At 71.5% G+C, this 21,644-nt stretch carries 24 protein-coding genes and 3 tRNA genes; 11 read left to right on the plus strand and 16 right to left on the minus strand.

Going from position 1 to position 21,644, the window contains the following annotated elements; genetic code table 11:
* Nucleotides 1-27: 27 nt before the first annotated feature.
* Nucleotides 28-1,185 carry an acyl-CoA dehydrogenase family protein gene (locus AB0D67_RS17285; protein WP_362935788.1) on the minus strand — a complete coding sequence of 386 codons (1,158 nt, stop codon included), beginning with the start codon at nucleotides 1,183-1,185 and terminating at the stop codon, nucleotides 28-30.
* A 133-nt stretch (nucleotides 1,186-1,318) separates the two neighbouring features.
* Between AB0D67_RS17285 and AB0D67_RS17290 the strand changes: the two genes are divergently transcribed.
* Nucleotides 1,319-1,801, plus strand: a complete 483-nt coding sequence (locus tag AB0D67_RS17290; RefSeq protein WP_362935791.1) for a PspC domain-containing protein — start codon at nucleotides 1,319-1,321, stop codon at nucleotides 1,799-1,801.
* A 1-nt stretch (nucleotide 1,802) separates the two neighbouring features.
* On the opposite strand, the gene AB0D67_RS17295 is transcribed toward AB0D67_RS17290, so the two are convergent.
* Both AB0D67_RS17295 and AB0D67_RS17300 read right to left on the minus strand, forming a co-directional pair.
* The gene (locus AB0D67_RS17295) at nucleotides 1,803-3,098 is read right to left on the minus strand and encodes an MFS transporter (protein WP_362935794.1); all 1,296 of its coding nucleotides are present in this window, start codon (nucleotides 3,096-3,098) and stop codon (nucleotides 1,803-1,805) included.
* A gap of 189 nt (nucleotides 3,099-3,287) precedes the next feature.
* Entirely contained in the window at nucleotides 3,288-3,629 is a 342-nt protein-coding gene (locus tag AB0D67_RS17300; RefSeq protein WP_362935797.1) for a metallopeptidase family protein, read from the minus strand.
* Between the two features lie 50 nt (nucleotides 3,630-3,679).
* Here AB0D67_RS17300 and AB0D67_RS17305 point away from each other — a divergent pair, with 50 nt between their 5' ends.
* The 4 genes from AB0D67_RS17305 (at nucleotide 3,680) to AB0D67_RS17320 (ending at nucleotide 5,648) form a co-directional block, all read left to right on the plus strand.
* Nucleotides 3,680-5,185, plus strand: coding sequence for a metallophosphoesterase (locus tag AB0D67_RS17305; RefSeq protein ID WP_362935800.1), 1,506 nt, complete (start codon nucleotides 3,680-3,682; stop codon nucleotides 5,183-5,185).
* 105 nt (nucleotides 5,186-5,290) lie between these two features.
* Nucleotides 5,291-5,363 (plus strand) — tRNA-Glu (locus AB0D67_RS17310).
* 106 nt (nucleotides 5,364-5,469) lie between these two features.
* A tRNA-Asp gene (locus tag AB0D67_RS17315) sits at nucleotides 5,470-5,544 on the plus strand.
* 27 nt (nucleotides 5,545-5,571) lie between these two features.
* Nucleotides 5,572-5,648: transfer RNA gene (locus AB0D67_RS17320), tRNA-Phe, on the plus strand.
* Nucleotides 5,649-5,770: 122 nt separating this feature from the next.
* Here AB0D67_RS17320 and AB0D67_RS17325 read toward each other — a convergent pair.
* The 4 genes from AB0D67_RS17325 to AB0D67_RS17340 all read right to left on the minus strand — a co-directional run bounded on the left by AB0D67_RS17325 (nucleotide 5,771) and on the right by AB0D67_RS17340 (nucleotide 7,304).
* Complete coding sequence (locus AB0D67_RS17325) at nucleotides 5,771-5,956, minus strand: hypothetical protein (RefSeq protein WP_362935803.1); 186 nt, start codon at nucleotides 5,954-5,956, stop codon at nucleotides 5,771-5,773.
* Complete coding sequence (locus AB0D67_RS17330) at nucleotides 5,953-6,432, minus strand: tyrosine-type recombinase/integrase (protein ID WP_362935806.1); 480 nt, start codon at nucleotides 6,430-6,432, stop codon at nucleotides 5,953-5,955. Before AB0D67_RS17330 ends, AB0D67_RS17325 begins: the two co-directional genes overlap by 4 nt.
* A 193-nt stretch (nucleotides 6,433-6,625) precedes the next feature.
* The gene (locus tag AB0D67_RS17335) at nucleotides 6,626-7,030 is read right to left on the minus strand and encodes a type II toxin-antitoxin system VapC family toxin (protein WP_362935809.1); all 405 of its coding nucleotides are present in this window, start codon (nucleotides 7,028-7,030) and stop codon (nucleotides 6,626-6,628) included.
* The gene (locus tag AB0D67_RS17340; protein ID WP_362935812.1) at nucleotides 7,023-7,304 is read right to left on the minus strand and encodes a type II toxin-antitoxin system prevent-host-death family antitoxin; all 282 of its coding nucleotides are present in this window, start codon (nucleotides 7,302-7,304) and stop codon (nucleotides 7,023-7,025) included. Before AB0D67_RS17340 ends, AB0D67_RS17335 begins: the two co-directional genes overlap by 8 nt.
* 208 nt (nucleotides 7,305-7,512) lie before the next feature.
* On the opposite strand from AB0D67_RS17340, the gene AB0D67_RS17345 reads away from it, so the two are divergent.
* Together AB0D67_RS17345 and AB0D67_RS17350 are read left to right on the plus strand one after the other, a co-directional pair.
* Entirely contained in the window at nucleotides 7,513-7,680 is a 168-nt protein-coding gene (locus tag AB0D67_RS17345; protein ID WP_362935815.1) for a hypothetical protein, read from the plus strand.
* A 145-nt stretch (nucleotides 7,681-7,825) separates the two neighbouring features.
* Nucleotides 7,826-8,536, plus strand: coding sequence for a helix-turn-helix domain-containing protein (locus AB0D67_RS17350; protein WP_362935818.1), 711 nt, complete (start codon nucleotides 7,826-7,828; stop codon nucleotides 8,534-8,536).
* Here the strand turns inward: AB0D67_RS17350 and AB0D67_RS17355 are convergent.
* Nucleotides 8,518-9,096, minus strand: coding sequence for a dihydrofolate reductase family protein (locus tag AB0D67_RS17355; protein WP_362935821.1), 579 nt, complete (start codon nucleotides 9,094-9,096; stop codon nucleotides 8,518-8,520). The genes AB0D67_RS17350 and AB0D67_RS17355 overlap by 19 nt on opposite strands.
* Nucleotides 9,097-9,282: 186 nt before the next feature.
* Between AB0D67_RS17355 and lgt the strand changes: the two genes are divergently transcribed.
* A complete protein-coding gene (gene lgt, locus AB0D67_RS17360; RefSeq protein WP_362935824.1) occupies nucleotides 9,283-10,227 on the plus strand; it encodes a prolipoprotein diacylglyceryl transferase in 945 nt (314 codons plus the stop codon).
* 147 nt (nucleotides 10,228-10,374) lie between these two features.
* Here lgt and AB0D67_RS17365 read toward each other — a convergent pair whose 3' ends face one another.
* The 4 genes from AB0D67_RS17365 to AB0D67_RS17380 form a co-directional block, all read right to left on the minus strand.
* Complete coding sequence (locus AB0D67_RS17365) at nucleotides 10,375-11,241, minus strand: GNAT family N-acetyltransferase (RefSeq protein WP_362935827.1); 867 nt, start codon at nucleotides 11,239-11,241, stop codon at nucleotides 10,375-10,377.
* Nucleotides 11,242-11,390: 149 nt separating this feature from the next.
* Nucleotides 11,391-12,557 (minus strand): serine hydrolase domain-containing protein, encoded by a 1,167-nt coding sequence (locus tag AB0D67_RS17370; protein ID WP_362935830.1) that lies wholly within the window; start codon nucleotides 12,555-12,557, stop codon nucleotides 11,391-11,393.
* Between the two features lie 125 nt (nucleotides 12,558-12,682).
* A complete protein-coding gene (locus AB0D67_RS17375; protein WP_362935833.1) occupies nucleotides 12,683-13,327 on the minus strand; it encodes a response regulator transcription factor in 645 nt (214 codons plus the stop codon).
* A gap of 195 nt (nucleotides 13,328-13,522) precedes the next feature.
* On the minus strand, nucleotides 13,523-13,864 hold the full coding sequence (locus tag AB0D67_RS17380) for a cupin domain-containing protein (protein WP_362935836.1): 342 nt from the start codon (nucleotides 13,862-13,864) through the stop codon (nucleotides 13,523-13,525).
* Nucleotides 13,865-14,043: 179 nt separating this feature from the next.
* Between AB0D67_RS17380 and AB0D67_RS17385 the strand changes: the two genes are divergently transcribed.
* Nucleotides 14,044-15,909 (plus strand): protein kinase, encoded by a 1,866-nt coding sequence (locus AB0D67_RS17385; protein ID WP_362935839.1) that lies wholly within the window; start codon nucleotides 14,044-14,046, stop codon nucleotides 15,907-15,909.
* Nucleotides 15,910-16,033: 124 nt separating this feature from the next.
* Here the strand turns inward: AB0D67_RS17385 and AB0D67_RS17390 are convergent, their stop codons facing one another.
* The 3 genes from AB0D67_RS17390 to AB0D67_RS17400 form a co-directional block, all read right to left on the minus strand.
* A complete protein-coding gene (locus tag AB0D67_RS17390) occupies nucleotides 16,034-17,005 on the minus strand; it encodes a TIGR03557 family F420-dependent LLM class oxidoreductase (RefSeq protein WP_362935842.1) in 972 nt (323 codons plus the stop codon).
* A 166-nt stretch (nucleotides 17,006-17,171) separates the two neighbouring features.
* Nucleotides 17,172-18,386 (minus strand): amidohydrolase, encoded by a 1,215-nt coding sequence (locus AB0D67_RS17395; protein ID WP_362935845.1) that lies wholly within the window; start codon nucleotides 18,384-18,386, stop codon nucleotides 17,172-17,174.
* A 244-nt stretch (nucleotides 18,387-18,630) separates the two neighbouring features.
* Nucleotides 18,631-19,248: a TIGR03086 family metal-binding protein gene (locus tag AB0D67_RS17400; RefSeq protein ID WP_362935848.1), complete on the minus strand. Its 618-nt coding sequence runs from the start codon at nucleotides 19,246-19,248 to the stop codon at nucleotides 18,631-18,633.
* 77 nt (nucleotides 19,249-19,325) lie between these two features.
* Between AB0D67_RS17400 and AB0D67_RS17405 the strand changes: the two genes are divergently transcribed.
* Nucleotides 19,326-19,814 carry a MarR family transcriptional regulator gene (locus AB0D67_RS17405; RefSeq protein ID WP_362935851.1) on the plus strand — a complete coding sequence of 163 codons (489 nt, stop codon included), beginning with the start codon at nucleotides 19,326-19,328 and terminating at the stop codon, nucleotides 19,812-19,814.
* 18 nt (nucleotides 19,815-19,832) lie between these two features.
* Here AB0D67_RS17405 and AB0D67_RS17410 read toward each other — a convergent pair whose 3' ends face one another.
* Nucleotides 19,833-20,678, minus strand: coding sequence for a carbohydrate-binding protein (locus tag AB0D67_RS17410; RefSeq protein ID WP_362935854.1), 846 nt, complete (start codon nucleotides 20,676-20,678; stop codon nucleotides 19,833-19,835).
* A gap of 517 nt (nucleotides 20,679-21,195) precedes the next feature.
* Here AB0D67_RS17410 and AB0D67_RS17415 point away from each other — a divergent pair.
* On the plus strand, nucleotides 21,196-21,570 hold the full coding sequence (locus tag AB0D67_RS17415; protein ID WP_362935857.1) for a DUF2267 domain-containing protein: 375 nt from the start codon (nucleotides 21,196-21,198) through the stop codon (nucleotides 21,568-21,570).
* Nucleotides 21,571-21,644 lie beyond the last annotated feature (74 nt).

Here is a 21,644-nt window from a genome sequence, read left to right on the forward strand (position 1 = left end):
AGGCGTCCAGGCCGGTGAGCGGCCGGTTCAGTGGAAGGCGTCCAGGCCGGTGAGCGCCCGCCCCAGGGTGAGCAGGTGCACCTCCTCGGTGCCCTCGTAGGTCAGCACGGTCTCCAGGTTGTTCATGTGCCGGATCACCGGATACTCCAGCGTGATGCCGTTGCCGCCGAGGATCGAGCGGGCCTCGCGGGCGATGTCGAGGGCGGCGCGGACGTTGGCGAGCTTGCCGAAGCTGACCTGCTGCGGGGTGATGGCGCCCGCGTCCTTCAGCCGCCCCAGGTGCAGGGCGGTGAGCTGGGCCTGCCCCAGGCCGACGTACATCCAGCCGAGCTTGCGCTGGGTGAGCTGGAAGGCCCCGATGGGGCGGTCGAACTGCACCCGGCTGGTGGCGTAGTCCAGGGCCGTCTCCAGGCAGGCCCGGGCGGCGCCCACCACGCCCCACAGGATGCCGTACCGAGCCTCCGACAGGCACGACAGCGGGCCCTTCAGCCCCCGCACCTCCGGCAGTACGGCGGAGGCGGGCAGCCGGACGTCGTCGAGGTACAGCGACGAGGTCACCGAGGCGCGCAGGGACATCTTCCGGTGGATCTCCGGGGCGGAGAAGCCGGGCGTGTCGGTGGGGACCACGAAGCCGCGGATGCCGTCCTCGGTCTGCGCCCAGACCACCGCGACGTCCGCGATGGAACCGTTGGTGATCCACATCTTGGAGCCGTTGAGGATCCAGTCGCCCGAGGGGTCCTGCTTGGCGTGGGTGCGCATGCCGCCCGGGTCGGAGCCGTGGTCCGGCTCGGTCAGGCCGAAGCAGCCGATCGCCTCGCCGGCCGCCATCCGGGGCAGCCACTCCTCCTTCTGCTCCGCCGAGCCGTACCTCCAGATGGGGAACATGGCGAGCGAGCCCTGCACGGAGACGAACGACCGCAGGCCGGAGTCGCCGGCCTCCAGTTCGCGGCAGGCGATGCCGTAGGAGACGGCGTCCATGCCGGCGCAGCCGTAGCCGTCCAGGTGCATCCCCAGGAGACCGAGGGAGCCGAGCGCCGGGCCGAGCTCGCGCGCCGGGAAGACGCCCTCCTCGAACCAGTCGCCGACGTGGGGCAGCACCCGTTCGGTCACGAACCGCCGCACCGTGTCGCGGATCAGGCGCTGTTCCTCGGAGAGCGTGTCGTCGATGCGCAGCAGGTCGTCCATGGACTGTTCCCTTCTCCCGGGGGCTCCCTGGGCCCGGTGTCAGGGTATTCCGGATGCCGCCGGATGGAAGGTCAGGGTCGCACCAGGGCGAATCCCGATGGGATCGGGACCCCTCGCGGGGCAGTCTGAGGACATGGAAGAAAACGACTTCTCGGGTGTCAAGCGGCTCTACAGGACCAGGGACGGCCGCGTCGTCGCGGGCGTCGCCTCCGGCATCGGACGGTACGTCGGGATCGACGCGAACGTCGTCCGCGTGGTCATCGCGGTCACCACGTTCTTCGGCGGCCTCGGGGCCGGCATCTACCTCGTCGGGTGGCTGCTCATGCCCTCGGAGACCACCGGGACGTCGGTCCTGGAGCGCCTGATCGACAAGCACAAGGACGACCCGGCCTGGCAGGACGCCAAGGTCAAGGCCAGGGAGAACTGGGCCAAGGCCGAGCACTGGGCCAGGAACGCCGGCCAGAACCGCTCCCAGGGCCACCCGGACCGGGGCCACCCCGGCTACGCCGACCCCGCCCCCTACTACTCCGGCCCGGCCGCCCCGCAGGACGCCTACGCCACGCCGACGACTCCGCGGGACACCGACCCGCGGCGGGACGACGAGCCGCGGGTGTGACTCAGGCGGCCGCCTCGGCGCGGACCCTCTCGATGATCTCCTTGCGGGATCCCGACCACAGTACGGCCAGCGCGGCGGCGACGACGAGACCCGCCGCGCCGGCCAGCCCCACCACGGCCTCCGGGCCCAGCTCGGCGGTGGCGGCGCCGCCGATGAGGATGCCGATCCCCTGGACGGCGAGCAGGCCCGACTGCACGAGCCCGAAGGCCATCGCCCGGCGCTCGGCGGGCACGCACTGCACGAACGCGGCGTTCGCCGCGAGCTGGTAGGCGCCGCCGATGCCGGAGACGAACCACAGGACCAGCACCGCGGCGAGCGGGGGCCGCGCCGCGCACAGGATCAGCGGCGCGCAGGTCAGCATCGCCATCCACCCCATCGACCGCAGACGCCGGGACGGGGTGACGTACCGGCTGAAGAAGAACGCGCCGACGACCGTACCGGTCGGCATCGACCCCATGAGCAGGCCCGCGACGAAGGAGATCCGCTCCGGATCGGCGGTCAGCGTGGCGGCGTACGGCGTCGCGATCCCCTCGGGCAGCACGTAGAAGCCGCACAGCCAAGCGAAGAGGACCAGCGTCCGCAGCCGGGGGTCGCCGAAGACCAGTCGCGCTCCGGCGCGGGTCGTCGTCCACATGGAGGGACGGCCGGTCTCGCCGTTCTCCGGGAGGGGGCGCCGCCGCACCCCGGAGGCGAGGATGAGCGCCGAGGCGAGGTAGGTCGCGGCGTCCAGGGCCAGCGCGCGGTACGGGCCCATCCCCATGATCAGCGCGCCACCGAGGGCGAACCCCAGCATCTGGGCGCCCTGGTTGGTCATGTTCTGCAGAGCGGATCCCATGACGTAGCGGTCGCCGGTGAGAAGCTCGGGCAGCAGCGCGGCGCGGGCGGCGGAGAACGGGGCGCTGAGCAGCACCACGCAGAAGACCAGCGCGCACAGCACCGGGAACGGCGTGCCGGGGACGGCCATGAGCGCCACCATGACGGCCCGGAGCAGATCACAGATGATCATCACCCGCCGCCGGGCGTAGCGGTCGGCCAGCCCCGCGAGGAGGGGGCCGCCGATGATCGGCGGGAGGTAGGTCAGCGCGTAGACCGACGCGGTGGCCAGCGCCGAGTCCGTACCCTGGAAGACCAGCACGGACAGCGCCACCCGGGAGAGCTGGTCGCCCAGGAGCGAAAGACCCTGGCCGAGCCAGAGGGCGCGGAACTCGCCGATGGCGATGACCTCGCCGTACGTTGCCCGGCGTTCGGCCGGACGGCGGTGCCGCCCGGGCAGCCGGCCGGGCGTGGTGGCCGCCATAGGACTCCGGTGGGCTCGCAGGCGTATTGACTGTGGGTGTTCAGTGTGTAACCTACGGTGCCTGCTGAAGCGCCGCGGCGCAACTGAAAGCGTCCAACCGCGTGCAAGCCGTAATCAGAAACCGGGAAAAGTCACCGTCGCCGGTGAGGTTCGGGGATGATGGCCGTGGTCACCCGCGGCCGCGGACGGTCACCAGCCGAGTTCGTGGAGCCGGTCATCGTCGATGCCGAAATGGTGGGCGATCTCGTGAACCACGGTGATCCGCACCTCTCGCACGACCTCGTCTTCCGATGAGCACATTGTGCAGATGGGGTGACGGTAGATCTCTATCCGGTCGGGTAACACCCCGGCGTACCAGTCGCCGCGTTCGGTAAGGGGGATGCCCGTGTAGAGGCCAAGCAGACCGGGCTCGGGAGGGTCGTCCACGACCACCACGACCACGTTGTCCATGACCCTGGTCAGCTCGGGAGGGATCGTGTCCAGTGCCTCGGCCACGAGCTCTTCGAACTTCTCTCTCGAGACCTCGATCACAACAGCCATTGTGCCCGCGTTTCCGGGTGTTAGGGAGCCGCATGGGTTTCATGAGCCGGACAAGAAGTCTCGCCTCCTTCGTCAGGGGGCCGTTCGCGCGCGGAGCGGCGGTCGTCGTGATCGCGATCGCCGGCGCGTGGCTGGGCATCTCGCTCGGCGGCCCGGTGCGGACCAGCGTCGGCCCGGTCGACATCGGCATGTCGGCGGCGCCGTCGTGGTCGGGGGAGACCGTGGTGGACGTCCACCCGCTGGGCACCCTGGAGTTCGACACGCACGACGCCCCGATCGGCCTGCGCGTCACCCTGGACAACATCAACCCCGCCCGCGCCGGAGCGCTGCTGGAGGACCCGCGGCTGTCCAGCCAGCTCCCCACCCTCCTGGAGAAGGAGCTGCGCGAGGGGGTGAAGACGCTCGTGCTGCGCGCTCTGCTCTGCGGCCTCCTCGGCGGGCTGGTCGTCTCCCTGATCGTCTTCCGCCGCCCTGGGGCGGCCCTGGCCGGCCTGCTGAGCGTCGTCGTCGCGATGGCCGCCACCGGCGCCGGCGCCGCCCTGACCTTCCGGCCGAACTCGGTGGTGGAGCCCAAGTACACCGGCCTGATCGCCGGCGCGCCGTCCCTGGTCGGCAGCGCCGAGTCGATCGTGACGAAGTTCGAGTCCTACCGCTCCCAGCTCGCCAAGCTGGTCAACAACGTCTCCCAGCTCTACGACACGGTCTCGTCCCTGCCGATATACGACTCCGACCCCACCTCGATCCGGATCCTGCACGTCTCCGACATCCACCTCAACCCGGTCGCGTGGAACCTCATCCGCTCGGTCATCGGCCAGTTCAAGATCGACGCGATCGTGGACACCGGGGACCTGACCGACCACGGCACCGGCCCCGAGGACAAGTTCGTCGAGGAGATCCCCACCTTCGGCGTGCCGTACGTCTTCGTCCGCGGCAACCACGACTCCAAGGCCACCCAGCGGGCCGTGGCGAAGCAGAAGAACGCCGTCGTCCTCGACGACGAGGTCGAGAAGGTGGCGGGGCTGCGCATCTACGGCGTCGGCGACCCCCGGTTCACCCCCGACAAGTCGGTGGAGATCGACTCCGCCCCGGAGACCCTGACCGCCCTCGGGCACGCCTACGCCAGCCGGCTGGGTCAGGCGTTCAAGCAGCCGGCCGACCTGGTGGCGGTGCACGACCCCACGATCGCCCGGGCCTTCTCCGGCGCCGTGCCGATGGTCCTCACCGGGCACGCCCACGAGCGGTCCACCGAGTTGCTGCCGTCCGGCACCCGCGTCCTCGTCCAGGGCTCCACCGGAGGGGCCGGCCTGCGTGCCCTGGAACACGACGAGCCCACGCCGGTCGCGGCCTCCGTGCTGTACTTCGACCGCAAGACCCACAGGCTCCGGGCCTGGGACGACATCACTCTGGGCGGACTGGGTGAGCAGTCGGTGCAGATCGAACGTCACGTCGAGACCGACCCGGGCCGTACAATTTCTCCCGGGCCTTCTTTCGGGCCGACGGCCACCCCCTCTCCGACGGGGGAGACCGCCGACCCCAAGGCTCCGTAAGGCTCCGTAAGCCGCCGGAACGCCGCTTTGGCATCGAGGGCAAAAGTCCCCTATGCTTCAGAGGTCTCCAGCGGAAGACGGCACGGAACGGGACGAGAGTCCCGAGCCCCCATCGTCTAGTGGCCTAGGACACCGCCCTTTCAAGGCGGCGACACGGGTTCGAATCCCGTTGGGGGCACGGCCGAGCGAAGGCTCACCGGGAAAACGGCAGGTCGAAGACCTCCGAAGAACTGGTAAGCTAGGCGGGCCGAGAAAAACGGAAACGGAAGTTTCCGACAAAGCAAGGTCCTGTAGAGCAGTTTGGAGTGCTCGCCACCCTGTCAAGGTGGAGGTCGCGGGTTCAAGTCCCGTCAGGACCGCTCTGGTAGGTGTCGCACCACCATCCAGGTCAGGTAGCTCAGTTGGTACGAGCGTCCGCCTGAAAAGCGGAAGGTCGGCAGTTCGACCCTGCCCCTGACCACCACACCTGAGCAGCAGAGAAGCCCCGAACGATCATCGTTCGGGGCTTTTTTGATCTTCGATGACAGCAACGGATTCTGATCTCCTATCGAGATGGCCCTCTGACATGCTGCGGACATGTGGTTCTCATTTGGTCGGTCGAACGCTCAGCGGGGGATAACGGGCCAAGACGCCGTGCGCCAGCTCATGGCCTTCGGCTTCGTTGAGATCCGGGCGAGGGCTCATCTTGTTCGTCAGGCGATGGCGGCAGGGGAGAATGAGAGGGCGCTCGATCACGCTCAGCAGATCCGGATGATGGCGAATGTCTGTCATGACCTTCCGGCAGACTTAAGGCCCGGCAGTAGGCGCGAACGCGAAGGCAGGCCGTGGAGAGTCTTAGGTTCCATCTGAGGGAGCTCGACCCTGACGATCAGGCCGCGCAGTGGGTTCGTTCCAAGCTGGATGAGATCGGTTACGACTACAGGCACCTTCTGCCTGAGCAGGTGCGCCAAAGACTCGCGTGAACGGATGGAGCGCCCGGCGGATACCGGGCGCTCCATCCTGAACCGCTTTTGCCCGATGGCGTCACCGAGCTTGCCAGGGGCGCGGCGCTTGTCGTCGAAGGAGACGTGAGCGTAGATCGTCATGGCCACCTCGATGTCGCTGTGGCCGACGGTGTCGCGGACGACCTGGGGCGGTACGCCGAGGTTGAACGGCAGCGTCACGCAGGTGTGCCGGAGATCGCGAAAGTGCATGTCCCCGAGGCTGGCGGCCTCACGGATCAGCAGCCGGCGTCCCTGCCCAGGCATGGCAGATGACCGTCCCAGGCCAGGCCGAGTCGAAGACCGCGCCGGCGGTATCGAGGCCGGACCGCGAAAGCTCACATTCCGCGATGCGTGAGCGGACAGCCCGAAACGCCCCACGTCGATCACAACTGAGGCGCTTTCGTTGTGCTTTAGGACGGCGGGTGACTCCAGGTTTCCGATGTGTACTGCGGGGCCGTCACACAGGCACTACGGTCACGATGCTTTCGAGCCCCTTGAAGTCGGCGTCGTTGCGCGTGTAGAGCGGCAGCCCTCGGGTGGAAGCCACTGCAGCGACCATCAGATCCATCCTGCGAGGACGAGGGTCGCGGTCGGCGGCGATGGTGAGGGCCACCAGGGTTCCGTAGCGGGCGGCGGCGTCGCCGTCGAAGGGCAGCGGTTCGAAGTCGGCGACGGCCGCTCCCAGCTTTTCCATGCGTGCGGCTCTGACCCTGGCGTCTTTGGCCATGGCGACGCCCTGGTGGAGTTCCGCGAGAGTGATCGCGGTGATCTCGGGGATGGCCGGCAGCCGTGCCGGATCGATCAGATCCAGATCGATGTACGTGCAGGTGTCGAGCACTCCCGACCTGTCACGGTCAGGCATGGATGCGCTCCCAGGGATCGTCGTCGTCGCCGACACGATCTTCTGTGCCGAAGAACTCGTCGGCTTCTCGGCGCATGAGTTCGTGGTTCACACGCGGTAGCCGACGGTGGCGAGCGACCAGTTCTTCCGCGGTCAAACGCCGCCGGCGGGTCAGAGGTCGCAGCTCGGCGACCTCGATGCCGTTGCGCGTGATGTGGTAGACCTCACCCGTCTCCACCGCATCCATGACTGCTGCGGAGTTGTTGCGAAACTCACGTTGAGTGATCGTCTTCATACATCCAATGTAGCTCCTTGTGTCTCATCGTGCTACATGAGGAAGAGTGACCTCTTCCCGATGACTCCGAGGCGTCGACCGCGACCCTGACGGCGACGTCCACCACCGTGGCCATACGCCGGGCACCGTCGGGGGGACCGGGAGCCAGCGCAGTAGCCGCCTCATCGACAGCGTCCGCCATCCGGTCACGATCGCCACGCACAGGCGGATGAGCCAGTACAGGACGAGCGGTCCCCAGACGAAGGCCCCGAAGACTCCTCCTCCGGCGTACGGGAAGGGCACGCTGGACCACCACAGACTGATGAACGCCGCGATCGCCACCGCGGTGAGGAAGCGCCACCCGGGTGGGCTCTCGATCACCATGGCGTCACCCTGATGTCGATCTCCCGTCGTCGACGCGTCGTCACGATTCGCCTGTGGGTGCGCACGGAGGCGCGGGGAGGCGCGCGGAGGTCGAGAGGGAGATTCACGCAGATGCGCCGGAGGTCGTGGAAGCGGACAAAGCTGCGTATCCTTCGCCCGTGAGGCTGCGGTTCGAGATACGCCGGTCCGACTCGCCGTGGATCGACAGCGTGTGGACATGCACGAGCGAGCAGGTCACCACGATGACGTCCGTCGCGGGGGCGCGTTGGGGCCTGGTGTTCTGGGAGCAGGCCGGCCGGGCGCACACGAGCATCACCGGTCCCGAGACCCGGACCGGCACGGCGCCGGTGCCGGAGGGCGCGACCTTCACCGGCATCGAGTTCGCCGTGGGCACCTCGTTGCGGGGCATGCCCGCGTCGGCGCTGGTCGACGGCGGCGTCGTGCTCCCCGACACCACGCGCCGGACGTTCCGGCTGGACGGCGCGCGCTGGGAGACGCCCGGCCCCGATGACGTCGAGGCCCTGGTCGACGGTCTCGTCCGGGCCGGGACCCTGGTCCGTGACCCGCTCGTCAACGACGTGCTGCGGGGTCACCGCCCGGCGGTCTCGGGGCGTACCGTCGAACGCCGGTTCCGCGCCGCGACCGGACTGACGCGGGGCGCGGTCCGGCAGATCGAGCGGGCCCGCACGGCGGCGGAGCTGCTGGCCGCCGGTGGTCCGGCCGCCGACGTCGTCGCCAAGCTCGGCTACTTCGACGAGCCGCACCTGGCCCGGGCTCTGCGTTCCTACGTCGGACGCACCGTCGGGCAGTTGCGCGAGGGCGCCGGTGGCGCGATCGCCCTCGACCTGGATCAGCGCCTGACGTCGTAGACCAGCTTCAGGATCCCGTTCGAGTAGCTCTCCGACTCCCGCAGCGTCAGCATGTGCTTGTCCCGGTCGGCCCGGCCGAACAGGCTCTTCCCGGCGCCGAGCAGCACGGGGAAGACGAGCAGGTTGTACCGGTCGATCAGGTCCGCGTCCGCCAGCCGCCGGGCCAGCTCCGCGCTCCCGTGGATGAAGATCGCGCCGCCCTCGCCCTCCTTGAGCGCGGCGACGTCCTCGGTCGAGCGCAGGATCGTCGTCGGCCCCCACCCGTCGACGAGGGCGTCGTCGGACAGCGTGGTCGACACCACGTACTTGGGCAGTTCCTTGTAGTCGGCGTGGTCCTCCGAGCCGGGCCAGACCGGCGCGAACAGCTCGTAGCTGCGGCGGCCGAACATCAGCGCCGTCGTGTCGGCGAGTTCCTCGCCCTTCAGCGACCATGCCTCCGGGACGAACTCGAGGTCCTTGACCACCCAGCCGCCGCTGCGGTGCTCTTCTTCCGGCCCGCCGCCGGGCGAGTCCACGACGCCGTCCAGCGACATGAAACCGGTGTAGACCAGGTCACGCATTGTGCTGTCTCCTCATGCTCGGGCGAGCTGCCGGGTCCACGCTAGATCTCGGCCGCGGCGGCCGTCTTGGACGGAAACGACAGCGGGTCCGGAACGTGTGCCGGAACACCGCCGCAGTGATCGCCGACGGCTGCGATCAGGTCACGAAGGCGGCCAGGCGGCCTCGGGCTGACTACCCTCACCGGCATGATGCTTGCCTCGATTCCCAGCCCTCCTCAGGGGGTCTGGCATCTCGGATTCGTCCCGATCCGGGCGTACGCGTTGTGCTTCATCCTCGGGATCGGCTTCGGCATCTGGCTCAGCGAGCGCCGCTGGCGCGCCCGCGGCGGTGAGAAGGGCGCGATCGGCGACATCGCGGTCCCCGGGGTGATCTTCGGTTTGATCGGCGCCCGCGTCTACCACGTCATCACCGACTGGCAGACCTACTTCGGGCCGCGCGCGATCAAGGAGCCCTACCGGGCGCTGTTCATCTGGGAGGGCGGGCTCAGCATCTGGGGCGCGGTCGCCCTGGGAGGTGTGGGCGTGTGGCTGGCCTGTCGTCGCCGGGGGCTGTCCCTGGGAGCCGTGGCCGACACGGTCGCGCCCGGCATCGCGTTCGGGCAGGCGATCGCCCGCTGGGGCAACTGGTTCAACCAGGAGCTGTACGGCGGTCCGACCACGTTGCCGTGGGGCCTGGAGATCGACCAGGCGCACGGCGGCGAACCGGGTGTGCTCTACCACCCGACGTTCCTGTACGAGTCGCTGTGGGACGCGGCGCTCGGTTTCGGGCTGATCCTGGCCGGCAGGCGGTTCGCGCTGCATCACGGCCGGCTGTTCGCCGTCTACGTCGCCGGTTACACGTTCGGGCGGTTCTGGATCGAGGGGCTGCGGATCGACCCGGTGGGCGGCGTGGACCACGCGGTGACGCTCCTGGGACTGCGGATCAACCAGTGGACCTCGATCGTGCTGTTCGCCGGCGCGCTGGTCCACCTCTGGGTGACCCGCGACAGGGACACCGAACAGGTCGCGGTACCGGTCTCGCGACACGAGTCCTCGCGACAGGAGTCCTCACAGCACCCGGTTTCGCAAGAAGAGGTCTCGCGACATGAGGTCTCGCGACGCGAGGCGCCGTACGAGGATAACGACCGATGATCACCCGGGGCTTCTCCGGTCCCCGCGGACCCGGCCGGCGTTCCGTCCCCGGCCCGCCACCGTTTCGCGGCGTGGCGACGATACGTGAGGCGAGCAGGCCGGGGGAGGGTACATGAGGCGATCAGGCCGGGGGAGCCACGGGAGGCGTCAGGCTTTCCGATGTCTGTCCCGGACCTCGGGGAGGCGCTCGAAGCCGGCCGACACGTAGGTGGCGACCGCGCCGACGTTGGCGCTCGGGGTGCAGACGACCGCGCTCGGCGAGCCCATCTCCCGGAGCGCGGCCGCCGCGGCGAGGGTGATCGCCGTGCCGTGGCCGCGACCGCGGTGCTCCCGGTGCACGCCCATCGGCTCCAGCAAACCGGGCTTACCCGGACCGGCCGACCACACGGTCACCGCCGCCACCGCGTTCCCCCGGTCGTCGTGGGCGACCAGGCACCGGGCGCCGGCGTACGGCGGTCCGGCCGCCATCGCGTGCCAGTGGTCGTCCGTGAACGTCGACCCGTCGAACGACGCCCGCTGTACGGTGGCCCGCACATCCGCCCGCTCCGGCCCGATCACCTCGATCCGCACGCCCGGGTCCTCCACCGGATCGGTGAGGTCGCGGCGCAGCGGCGTCCACGGCTCGTCGAGGTCCCATCCGCGCTCGGCCAGCAGGTCCTGGACCAGCGCGCGCATGGGCGCTTCGATGTTCGCCTTCCCCTCGGGCAGCACGCCGCGCTCCGGCTCGGTCACGTCCTCGGCCAGCCGCCGCGCCAGCTCCTCGTCCCGCTGGGCGTCCGGCGCGATCGCCAGCCGCAGCAGTCCGGGACCGTCCAGCAGCCCGGCGGCGAGGATCCGGCCGTCCCGGCTCCACGTCCGGACCGCCGCGGCCGTCGTCTCCGCGCCGAACCGCCAGAACCAGCCCAGATCCCCCGGATGCAGTTGAAGCGGTGCCTCGTGGTGCTGCCACTCCCGCAGCGCGTCCACGACCTCGCTCAGCCCGTCGACTCCCGGCTCACCCGGCACGATCGTCATGACCCCGATCACACCTCACCGCACCGGTGTTCCGCACCTGGTTTTCGGCAGGTGTGACGGGCCGGAGCCGGGGACGCGATGACGGCACCGGGTGAGAGCGGGCCGGAGCGTCAGGGACGCGGTGACGGCGAAGGAGAGAGCGGGCCGCGTCAGGAACGTGGTGACGGCGCCGGGGAGGGGGCGGCCGGCGAGCCCGGTCCGGCCGTCGGCCGCGCGCCGCCGCCCCGGCCCGACGGCCCGCAGAACGTCCTGACGGCGAGCCCCATGACCTCCTCCGTGGTCGGGTTGCGGGTCGAGGGGTTGATCGACAGGGTCAGCGACGTGCCGGAGTCCGATCGGAACGTGAACGTGAGGTAGCCGATCAGCTCGCCGCTGTGCCCCCACACCGTGCCGCACGGCAGCCGGTAGGCCTGCAGCCCGAGCCCGTAGCCGAATCCGGCCCCCGTCTCGACGGTCGTGCGCATCGCCTTCAGGGACGCCTCGCTGATCAGCCTGCCGCCGAGCAGCGCCGACATGAACCGCTCCAGGTCCGCGGCGGTCGAGATCATCTCTCCGGCGGCCCAGTCCAGCGAGGGGTTCATCCGCGTCGCGTCCACCAGGCCGGGAAGCGGCTCGTACCCCTTGGCGTGCGGTGACGGCAGCCCCGCCCGGTCACCCGGCACCAGCGTGTGGCGCAGCCCCAGCGGGCGCAGGACGCGGCGCGTGACCTCCTCGCCGTACGGGCGGCCGGTCACCTTCTCCACCAGCAGCCCGAGCACCACGTAGCCGGTGTTGGAGTAGTGCCACTTCCCGTCGTCGGGGAGCTTCTTCGCGAAGGCGACCTTGAGCAGTTCTCGCGGCCGGTAGGAGCGGAACCGGGCGTCTCCGCGCCAGCGGTTGGTGGAGTATCCGGGTTCGCTCATGTAGTCGTACAGGTGGCCGGTGTGGTTGAGGAGCTGACGGACGGTGATCTGCTCGCCGTCCGGCACCAGGCCGGGCAGGTACTCGTCGACGGGGTCGTCGAGCCGCACCTTGCCCTCGTCCACGAGCTGGAGCACCACCGTCGCGACGAAGGTCTTGGTGACGCTGCCGATCCGGAAATGGCCGCCGGGTGACGGCCGCCCTCCACGCTCGATGTCGCGCACCCCCGCGGCGCCCGTCCAGGTGCGGTGGCCGTCGGAGACCCGCGCCAGGGCGGCCGTCGCCCCGCCGCCCGCCACGATCCTCTCCAGGCCGGAGCGTATGTCCACGGACCGGCCGCCCCCCGCGACGGCCGCGGCCTGGCCGCCCGTCGCGACGGCCGCCGCCACCAGCACGTTCGTCATCGTCTTCATCATGTGCCCGACGCTACGGAGATCGGTTTCACGCTGGAATGCGGTGCGCCGCCCACTCCACCTGTGGGAAACCACAACCGCTCAGGGACCCGGAAGCGCGGTACGGCCAGGCGGGGAGCCTCGGCCGCTCAGGTGCCCAGGTAGCGCAGCACGGCCAGGACGCGGCGGCTGTAGCCGGTGGTGTGCGACAGTTCCAGCTTGTCGAACAGGGCGTTGACGTGCTTCTCCACCGCGCTCTGCGACACGTGCAGGGACTGGGCGATCGAGGCGTTGGTCATGCCCTGGGCCATGAGCTCCAGCACCTGGCGCTCGCGGGCGGTGAGCGTGGCCAGCGGGTCGGCGTGGGTGGTGCGGGCGAGCAACTGGCGCACCACCTCCGGGTCGAACGCCGTCCCGCCCGCGCCCACCCGCGCAAGGGCGTCCAGGAAGTCGCCGACCTGGGCCACGCGGTCCTTGAGGAGGTAGCCGACGCCGTCGATGCTGCCGCTCATCAGCTCGGCGGCGTACCTCTTCTCGACGTACTGCGACAGCACCAGGACCTTGACCTGCGGCCATCGCCGCCGGATCTCCAGCGCGGCGCGCAGACCCTCGTCGGTGTGGGTGGGCGGCATCCGCACGTCGGCCACCACCGCGTCGGGCCGCTCACCGTCCACCGCCGCCAGAAGCGCGCCGGCGTCGCCCACCGCGGCCAGGACGTCGTGGCCCTCCTCCTTCAGCAGCCGCACCAGGCCCTCACGCAGCAACGCCGAGTCCTCGGCCAGCATCACACGCACGGCGGCTCCCCTTCGATCACGGCCGGCCCACCGGGCGGGCCGGCCACGGTGAACCGGCCGTCCGGTACGGCCATCCGCCGCGCCGGGCCGGTCGGACCGCCGGCGGTTCCCCCCATACCGTCATCCTCCGTTCGCATGATGACCATCGTGCCTTCCAAGCGCACCTCAACGGGACCGGTGCGGCCCCTGCCGGGGTCAGATCCGGGAGCCCGCGCGCGAACCGTAGGCCGGACCGAACACGACCAGCAGTGCCAGATCCTCGGCGATGTCCGCGAAGCGGTGCTCCTCGCCCGCCGGGACGAAGATCACGGCGCCGGGGCCGACCTCCGCCTCACCGTCCGGCGTCACGATCCGGGCCCGCCCCGCCGTCACCACGTAGATCTCGTCCTCGGTGTGTGGGCTCTGAGTGTCGGTCCCGCCCGCCGGGATGCAGTACGTTCCGACGGACAGGTCCGGCACCCTGAGGTGCTCGATCCAGTCGTTGGCGGCCCCGGCGGCCGGTCGCGCCCATTCACCCGCACTCTTGATGATCTGCATGATCCGGACCTTAGCGGCGGCGGGTCCTGGACAGACCGGGCGGCGGCAGATGGTGTCGAAACCGGAGTCCGCGTGCGATACGGCGAGTTCGTGATGCCGGGCGGGCCTCACCGAAGGTTCCCCTGGATGGGATCTTCCTCACTATTGTGATCTACATCTGGTCGAGGGAGGGGCGGGCGATGGCGGCGGACGGGGCGGGGGCGTCTCTGGGCAGCCGGTACGTGCTCCTGGACGAGATCGGCGCCGGCGGGATGGGGAGCGTCTGGCGGGCGCGGCACCGGGACACCGGTGAGATCGTCGCGGTGAAGCTGCTGCGCGACGGTCTCGCCGGAGACGAGGACCTGGTCCTGCGGTTCGTACAGGAACGCAACGTGATGCGGAGCCTGCGCCACCCCAACATCGTCACGCTTCGCGACTTCGTCATCGAGGGTGAGCGCCTCGCCCTGGTGATGGACCTCGTCGAGGGCGGGGACCTCCGCGCACTGCTCCGGCGGCGCGGCACGCTGCCCCCGGCGGAGGCGGCCGGGCTGATGGTCCAGGTCGCCGAGGCGCTGGCGGCGGCGCACGCGCCGGGCATCGTGCACCGCGACGTCAAGCCGGGCAACATCCTGCTCGACGGGGCCACCGGGTGGGCACGGCTGACGGACTTCGGCGTGGCCCGCATCGTCCACGGCCCCGGCCTCACCCGGACCAGCTCGATCATCGGCACGCCGACCTATCTGTCGCCCGAGGTGGCCGACGGCGGGGCCGCCACCCCGGCGGTGGACGTCTACGCCGCCGGGCTGATCCTGTACGAGCTGCTCGCCGGCCGTCCGCCGTTCGTCGGCGAGCACCCGATGGCCCTGCTCCGGCTGCACGCGACGGCCGCGCCCCGGAGGCTGCCGGGGATGCCGGACGCACTGTGGCGGATCATCTCGGACTGCGCCGCGAAGGACCCGGCGGGACGTCCGCACGCGGGGGAGGTGGCCGCGGCACTGCGCGGGGCCGTTCCGTCGCTGGCCGGGTTGCCCGCGCTGCCCCCGGTGACCAGGGAGGACGCCCCGGCCGTCACCTCCGAGCCGCTGTCCGGGAACACCTCCCGTCCGGACCCGGCCGCCCACGGGACCGTGCCCTCTCCGGGGCGCGCGCTCCACGCGGGGCCGGTCGCGGGCGGTGCCGTGCCCCCTCCTGGGCACGCGTTCCACGGAGGGCCGGCCGCTCACGGAACCGTGCCTCCGGGGAACGCCGGCGGAGGCCGCGGGGCCCGGACACCGGAGCGGCGCGGGCCGTTCCGGAGGCCGGCCGTCCTCGTGGCCGCCGGCGCGGCGCTGGCGCTCACCGCCGCCGCGGTGGCCTTCGCGGCGCCGTGGCGGGCTGCGGACCTCCAGATGGCCGGGGGCCGGGCCGCGGCGGAGGTGAAACCGACCGGTGGACCGGCCGTCGGGCCGGCCGATGAGCCGACCGGGGACCCCGCGATCGCGACCGCCACCCCGGAGGCCCCGAAGGACCCGAAGAAGCGACCGGCGCGCAGCCGTACCACGGAGGCGGCCGTCCCCACGCGGCCCGCGCGGCCGGGCCCGGAGAAGCCCGCCGCGCGCCGTACCCCGACGTCGAAGCCCCGCACCGCCGTGCCGGAGCGGTCGAAGAGCGCGACCGAACCGGAGCCGGCCGGCAAGCGTACGGCGGAGCCCCCGCGTCAGGTCGCGGAACCGGTCTGGCGCTGCCGCCCGTGGATCTCCGCCGGCGCGGGCACCGGCGTGGAGGCGTCGCCCTGCATGGCCATGGTGGGCGATGTCTTCCAGCTCATGGGACGGATCAGGGGGTCGAGCTCGGTCCGTTCGGACGTCCACGTCCAGCTGTACGACACCGACAACGAGACCAACGTCTCCCAGCCCTTCGTCTGCGCGGGCGTCGCCCCGCCGAGCGACGGCGCGACCGTCACCTGCGGCCCGTTCACCGCGACGGCTCCGCGCGCCGGCACCAAGCACGACGTCCGCCAGCGGTGGAGACCGACGGGTACGGCCTCCTACCGTGGCGGCGTGGAAAGCCCCTGGACCCTCTGGTGATCCGGGGGGAGCCCGCGCCGGTCTCGCGGGGACGCCGCGCGGAGCCCTGTGCCCCGTGGTGCCCGGGAGCGGGCCGGCGTGGCCGGACGGGCCGGTGCGGCGTGGCCGTACGGGGGCGGGCGGGTCAGTGTGACGGGGTCAGGGCGCGGAGTCGTTCGTCCAGTTCGGCGCGGTAGAAGTCGATGAAGCCGTCGGGGTCGGGCCCGGCGTTCTGCATCACCAGGTGGTCGAAGCCGGCGTCGACGAACCCCTGCGCCTTCTCGGCGTACCGCGCCGGGTCCGGTCCGCAGGCGAACTGCGCGCGGATGTCGTCCTCTCGGACGGTGGCGCTCGCGGCCTCGAAGTTGACCGGGTTGGGCAGCTCGCTCATGACCTTCCAGCCGGTCACCGCCCATCGGGACGTCTCCAGGGCCGCCCGGACCGCCTCCCCCTCGTCCGGCGCCCACGCCACCGGCACCTCGGCGTAAAGGGGACCGTCGCCGCCGGCCTCGCGGTAGTGCCGGACGAGCTCGGGCTTGTCCTCGGTGGCGAACAGCCCGTCCCCCAGTTCGGCGGCGATGCGGGAGGCGTGCGGGCCGCCGGACGCCACGATGATCAGCGGGGCCTTCTCGGGCAGGTCGAACACCCGGGCGTCCTCCAGCCGGAGGTACTCGCCCTCGTAGGACCGGTATCCGCCCTGCCACAGCAGCCGGATGATCTCCAGGGCCTCGCGGAGCATCTCGTGGCGCACCCGTACGGTGTCGGGGAAGCCGAGGCCGACGACGTGCTCGTTGAGCCGCTCCCCGGACCCGATGCCCAGGGTGAAGCGCCCGCCGGACACCAGGGCCGTCGTCGCGGCGGCCTGGGCGATGATCGCCGGGTGGTAGCGGACGGTCGGGCAGGTCACGCCGGTCGCCAGCCCGATGCGCTCGGTCCTCGCCGCGATGGCGCCCAGCACCGTCCAGACGAACGGCGAGTGCCCCTGGACGTTCAGCCAGGGGTGGAAGTGGTCGCTCATCTCCACGAAGTCGAACCCGGCCTCCTCGGCGCGTACGGCCTGCCGGATGAGGTCGTCCGGGCCGAACGCCTCGGCCGCGAGCTTGTAACCGATCTTCACTGGTGCCCCCGCCCCGAGGCTCGCCCGCGTCCGGCGGAGAGGCGGAGAGCGTGCGAGCCGATTGTTGCCTGATCCTGTTTTCGCAGGTTAGGCCGTGGGAAACGGTGAGGCGCGGTTCTCCGGCGGTGTGTCGTTCCGCCGTCTTCACCCTGGACCGGCGGACCGGTCAGGACTCCCGGTAGTAGGGGTCGGCGACCTCGCCCTCGCCCCGTTCCGCCGAGAAGGAGTAGACCTCGCGGCCCTGGACGAACACCCGCAGCGCGCGGCTCATGACGTCGAGCGGGTCGCCCGACCAGATGACCACGTCACCGTCCAGCCCCGGCCGGAGCGCGCCGACCCGGTCGTCCAGACCCATGATCCGCGCGGGGTTCAGCGTGATCGAGCGCAGCGCGGTCTCGCGGTCCAGGCCCTCCTTGATCGCCAGCGTCGCCTGGTGCACGAGGAAGTGGATCGGCACCACCGGGTGGTCGGTGGTGATCGCCAGCTCGACGCCGGCCCTGGCCAGGATGCCGGGGTTGCGCAGCGACCGCTGCCGCAGCTCCACCTTCGACCTGCTGGTGAAGAGCGGGCCGATGATCACCGGCGCCTCCCGCTCCGCGATCAGGTCGGCGAGCAGGTGCCCCTCGGTGCCGTGGTTGAGGATCACGCGGTAGCCGAACTCGTCGGCCAGCCGCAGGGCGGTGGCGATGTCGTCGGCCCGGTGGGTGTGCTGGCACCAGGGCAGCTCGCCGTCGAGCACCCGGACGAGGACCTCCAGCGTGCCGTCCCGGTCGAACGGCCTGCCCTCGGCTGCGGCGTGCTCCCGCCGGGCCCGGTAGTCCTGCGCCCTGGTGAACGCGTCGCGGATGACCGCGGCCACGCCCTGCCGGGTGGAGGGCAGCTTCTTCTGGTCGCCGTAGACGCGCTTGGGGTTCTCGCCCAGGGCGCTCTTCACGCTCACCGGCTGGCGGACGAGCATCTCGTCGACCGTACGGCCCCAGCACTTGACCGCGACCGTCTGCCCGCCGATGGGGTTGCCGGAGCCGGGCTTGATCACGGCGGTGGTGACGCCCCCGGACAGCGCGTCGGCGAAGCCCAGGTCGGCGGGGTTGATCGCGTCGAGGGCGCGCATCCGGGCGCCGACGGGGTCGGTCATCTCGTTGGTGTCCTGGCCGGCCCAGCCCTCGGCCTCCTCGTGGACGCCGAGGTGGGCGTGCGCCTCGACGAAGCCGGGCAGCACCCACGAGCCGCCCGCGTCGACGGTCGTGACGCCTTCGGGAACGGCGATCTCGGCCGCGGGCCCGATCGCCGTGATCTTGCCATCTTGGATCAGTACGGTTCCGCCGTCGATCGGCTCCCCGTCAACAGGTACGACATATCCACCGGTAATGGCGACGTTCATGCTTGGCAAACTATCGGTATCCGGTCATATGTCCGCAAGGCCGTCGTATGTCCCGTACGCCACCCGGGAAGCGTGCCTCCCCGCCACCGCGGCCGGATGCACGGCTCTCGCGATCGAGGAAAGAATCCTTCCGCACCTGACCGGCGCCCGTGCGGGGCCCGTCCCGGAGACGGCCGGCCGGCCGATCCGGGAGCCGTCCGGACGGGGGCCGTCGCCTGAGCGGGTCCAGCCGTCCGGGCGGGTCTCACCGTACGGGCGGCCGCCAGTCCGGGGAGCGGCCGAGCATGCCGAGGATCACCTCGAAGCGGGAGGCGTCGGCGGGGACGGCCAGTCCCGGCCGGAACGCCGACCCCGGGGCGAGGCGCCCCTCGCCGTCCGGGACCGCCAGGGCGATCGGCCAGGCGGCCTCCACCAGGTCCGCGTCCGGGGCGAAGGGGAGGTCGAGCGAGCGGGCGACGTCCCAGCCGTGCACGAGGTAGTCGATGAAGTGGAAGCCGATGGCCTGGGGCGCGGGGAACACCGCCTTCGCCCCGAACTCGGCCAGGGCGAAGGCGCGGTCCGGCACGCCGTCCGCGGCGAACGCCGCCGTCACCCGCTCGGCGGCCTCGGCGTAGGCGGAGACCGCGTCGGCCCCGGCCGGACGGACCCGCCACACCTCCGGGTCGGCCCCGCGGCCCTCGGCGGCGGCGGCGAAACCGTGGTGCTGGGCGGTCATGTGGGCGAGCAGGTCCGCCAGCGTCCACCCCTCGCACGGCGTCGGCCGCCCGAGGTCGGCGGCCGACGCCCCGGCGACCACGTCCACGCTCGCCCGGACGGCGCGCCTGTCCGCCTCCCGGATGTCCACGACTTCCCTGATGTCCACGGCGGCTCCTCAGATAAATAAGCAGGTGCTTATCGTCTACGGAAGCTTATTATCTGTCAACCGTATAGTGGAGTGCCGTGACGGACCGTCCCGACCTGGCCGCGATGTTCCTCCCGCTGACCCGGGCGCTGATCGACGCCGAGCGGCCCGTGCTGGCCGAGCACGGCCTGTCGATGTGGGCGTACGGCGTTCTGCTGGCGCTGGAGGGGGAGCCGCTGCGCACCCAGGCCGCGCTCGCGCAGTCCATCGGCGCGGACAAGACGCGCATCATCGGGGTGCTCGACGACCTCCAGCGCAGGGGGCTCATCGAGCGGATCCCCGATCCCGCCGACCGGCGTGCCCGTCTCCTGTCGCTGACCGAGGAGGGCCGCCGGCTGCGCGACTCCGCGCGGGCGGGCATCCGCCACAGGGAGGAGCGCCTGCTGGCGCGCCTCCCCGAGGGCGACCGCGACGGCTTCCTGCGGGCCCTGCGCGCGCTCGCCGCCCTGCCCCCCCACGAGATCACGGACCCCCCTCGTGAGGTCCCCGACCCCGGAAACGGGACGGCGAGCGCGCCGGCGCCCTGAGCGCCCGTGGCAGGCGCGTCAGACGCGCTGCCACAGGGCAGGGACGTTCGGGGGCTCCCACCCGGCGTAGGCCGTGTGCGCCTGGACGCACCGGTAGGTCACGCCGCCGTAGGTGACCTGGTCGCCGGCCCGGTAGCTCGTCCCGGCCTGCCAGGTCCCGCCCCCGTTCGGCGGCGGGGTGGTCGTCGGGGACGGGCTCGGGCCGGGCGCGGTGACGTCGAGCACGAAGTCGAACGTCGCCTCCCTGCCCGACCCGACCGTGCGCACGGTCATGAGCAGCGCCGGATTGTAGATCGTGTCGGTGTTGTTGCGCGGCTCGCCGGGGAAGTAGAGCTGGGTGGTGAGCACCGGCCCGTTCGGGGCCTGGACCTTCACGTGGATGTGCCGGGTCCGGCCGGGGTACAGGCCCGGCACGATCGTGGTGAGCCGGAAGGCGCCCTGCGCGTCGCTGAACTGGTGGCCGCGGAAGGTGTATCCCGTGTTGTCGTAGGCGCCGTTGTTGTCGGCCTGCCAGAAGTCCAGCAGCGCCCCGGCGATCGGCCGGCACGAGCGGCCGAACACGTACCCGCTGACGGTCAGCGGGACGCCCGGCGTGCCGGGCCCGGCCAGCGAGGTCCGCAGCGGCGAGCCGGGCTTGAAGTAGGGGCCCTCGATCTGCTGGATCGTCGGGGCGTCGCCGTCGTCGCAGGCGGGGGTGAGGGGGAGCGGGCCGCCCGTCGCGGCGCTCGCCGGCGTCATGGCCCGGCCGGCCAGCAGCGGGGCGGCCGGGACGGCGACCAGGGCGGCCTTCAGCAGCGTCTTGCGGCTGATGCCTCCGCCTCCGTTCTCCTCGGCGTTCTCGGGTCGGGTGTTCTCGGCGTCCACGGTGGCCTCCTCGGGGGGGTCGGGGAAACATGCCTCGCGTCCGGGCGGGTCCGCGTGCCGCGACGGGCACGCCGTACGGCCCGCCGGACGCGCCCGGCGCCGGAGGCCGCCCGGACCGGCCCGGGTACGACGGGGCCGTACGGTGACCGCGGGCCGGTCCGGACCCGGCGCTCCGGGTCGCCCCCCAAGCTGTCATCGACGCGGGGGCCGGAGAACCCCACGATTTTGCATAACGTCGCCATATGCGGCCCTGCGGCGAGGGCGCCCGCCCGCTCCGCCGTACGGCGCCGCCCGCCGCCCGCTGCCTGGCAGGTCTACGGCGCCGGCCGCGGTCCGGCGGGTCGTGAGCGGTGGCCGATCCGTCCGCGCGGGGGTTTCGCGGCGGTCCGCCGTACCTCTCCGTCTCGCATGATCCCGTCCGCCCGTGCGAAGATTCCGCATCTTTGAGTTCTTTCGTGCTCGGTGTTCGTTTCCGGAACGGCTGGGAACGCTAGCCGGACGACGAGAGGAGACCGAGGTGGAATACAAGGAGTTCGTCCAGGCGGTCGCCGACCGCACGGTCCTGACGCGTGAGGAGGCGGCGGACCTCACCCGGGCGGTGCTGCGGACGCTCGGCGCGCGGCTGAGCTCCGGGGAGGCGCGCTACCTCGCCGAACGGCTGCCCGACTCCCTCGCGGAACTCGTCCCGGCGGAGGGCAGGAGCGAGCAGTTCGGGCTCGACGACTTCATCACGCGGGTGGCCCGGCACGCCGGCCTGAACACCGAGGCGGCCACCGAGGGAGTCCAGGCCGTCCTGACTGTCCTCCGCGAGACCGCCGGCGACGAGGTCTTCGGTCACGTCGCCTCACAGCTCCCGGGCGGCTTCGAGAGGCTGGCCGGTTCCACCACCTGACGGCCCGCGTTCACGGCCCGCGGATGGGCGCCCGCCTGTCCCGGCTACGGCCCGCGGACGGGCGTCCACCTTCC

The organism is Streptosporangium sp. NPDC048047, from assembly GCF_040653115.1.
Lineage (GTDB): Bacteria > Actinomycetota > Actinomycetes > Streptosporangiales > Streptosporangiaceae > Streptosporangium.

Bases quoted from the DNA above. Each gene is read 5' to 3' on its own strand.
- AB0D67_RS17335 (WP_362935809.1), bottom strand. From the start codon at position 7,030: ATGCCTGACCGTGACAGGTCGGGAGTGCTCGACACCTGCACGTACATC.
- lgt (WP_362935824.1), top strand. From the start codon at position 9,283: ATGATGCTTGCCTCGATTCCCAGCCCTCCTCAGGGGGTCTGGCATCTC.
- AB0D67_RS17380 (WP_362935836.1), bottom strand. From the start codon at position 13,864: ATGCAGATCATCAAGAGTGCGGGTGAATGGGCGCGACCGGCCGCCGGG.
- AB0D67_RS17325 (WP_362935803.1), bottom strand. From the start codon at position 5,956: ATGACAGACATTCGCCATCATCCGGATCTGCTGAGCGTGATCGAGCGC.
- AB0D67_RS17370 (WP_362935830.1), bottom strand. From the start codon at position 12,557: ATGATGAAGACGATGACGAACGTGCTGGTGGCGGCGGCCGTCGCGACG.
- AB0D67_RS17365 (WP_362935827.1), bottom strand. From the start codon at position 11,241: ATGACGATCGTGCCGGGTGAGCCGGGAGTCGACGGGCTGAGCGAGGTC.
- AB0D67_RS17285 (WP_362935788.1), bottom strand. From the start codon at position 1,185: ATGGACGACCTGCTGCGCATCGACGACACGCTCTCCGAGGAACAGCGC.
- AB0D67_RS17305 (WP_362935800.1), top strand. From the start codon at position 3,680: ATGAGCCGGACAAGAAGTCTCGCCTCCTTCGTCAGGGGGCCGTTCGCG.
- AB0D67_RS17355 (WP_362935821.1), bottom strand. From the start codon at position 9,096: ATGCGTGACCTGGTCTACACCGGTTTCATGTCGCTGGACGGCGTCGTG.
- AB0D67_RS17345 (WP_362935815.1), top strand. From the start codon at position 7,513: ATGAGCCAGTACAGGACGAGCGGTCCCCAGACGAAGGCCCCGAAGACT.
- AB0D67_RS17295 (WP_362935794.1), bottom strand. From the start codon at position 3,098: ATGGCGGCCACCACGCCCGGCCGGCTGCCCGGGCGGCACCGCCGTCCG.
- AB0D67_RS17330 (WP_362935806.1), bottom strand. From the start codon at position 6,432: ATGCCTGGGCAGGGACGCCGGCTGCTGATCCGTGAGGCCGCCAGCCTC.
- AB0D67_RS17395 (WP_362935845.1), bottom strand. From the start codon at position 18,386: ATGAACGTCGCCATTACCGGTGGATATGTCGTACCTGTTGACGGGGAG.
- AB0D67_RS17340 (WP_362935812.1), bottom strand. From the start codon at position 7,304: ATGAAGACGATCACTCAACGTGAGTTTCGCAACAACTCCGCAGCAGTC.
- AB0D67_RS17385 (WP_362935839.1), top strand. From the start codon at position 14,044: ATGGCGGCGGACGGGGCGGGGGCGTCTCTGGGCAGCCGGTACGTGCTC.
- AB0D67_RS17290 (WP_362935791.1), top strand. From the start codon at position 1,319: ATGGAAGAAAACGACTTCTCGGGTGTCAAGCGGCTCTACAGGACCAGG.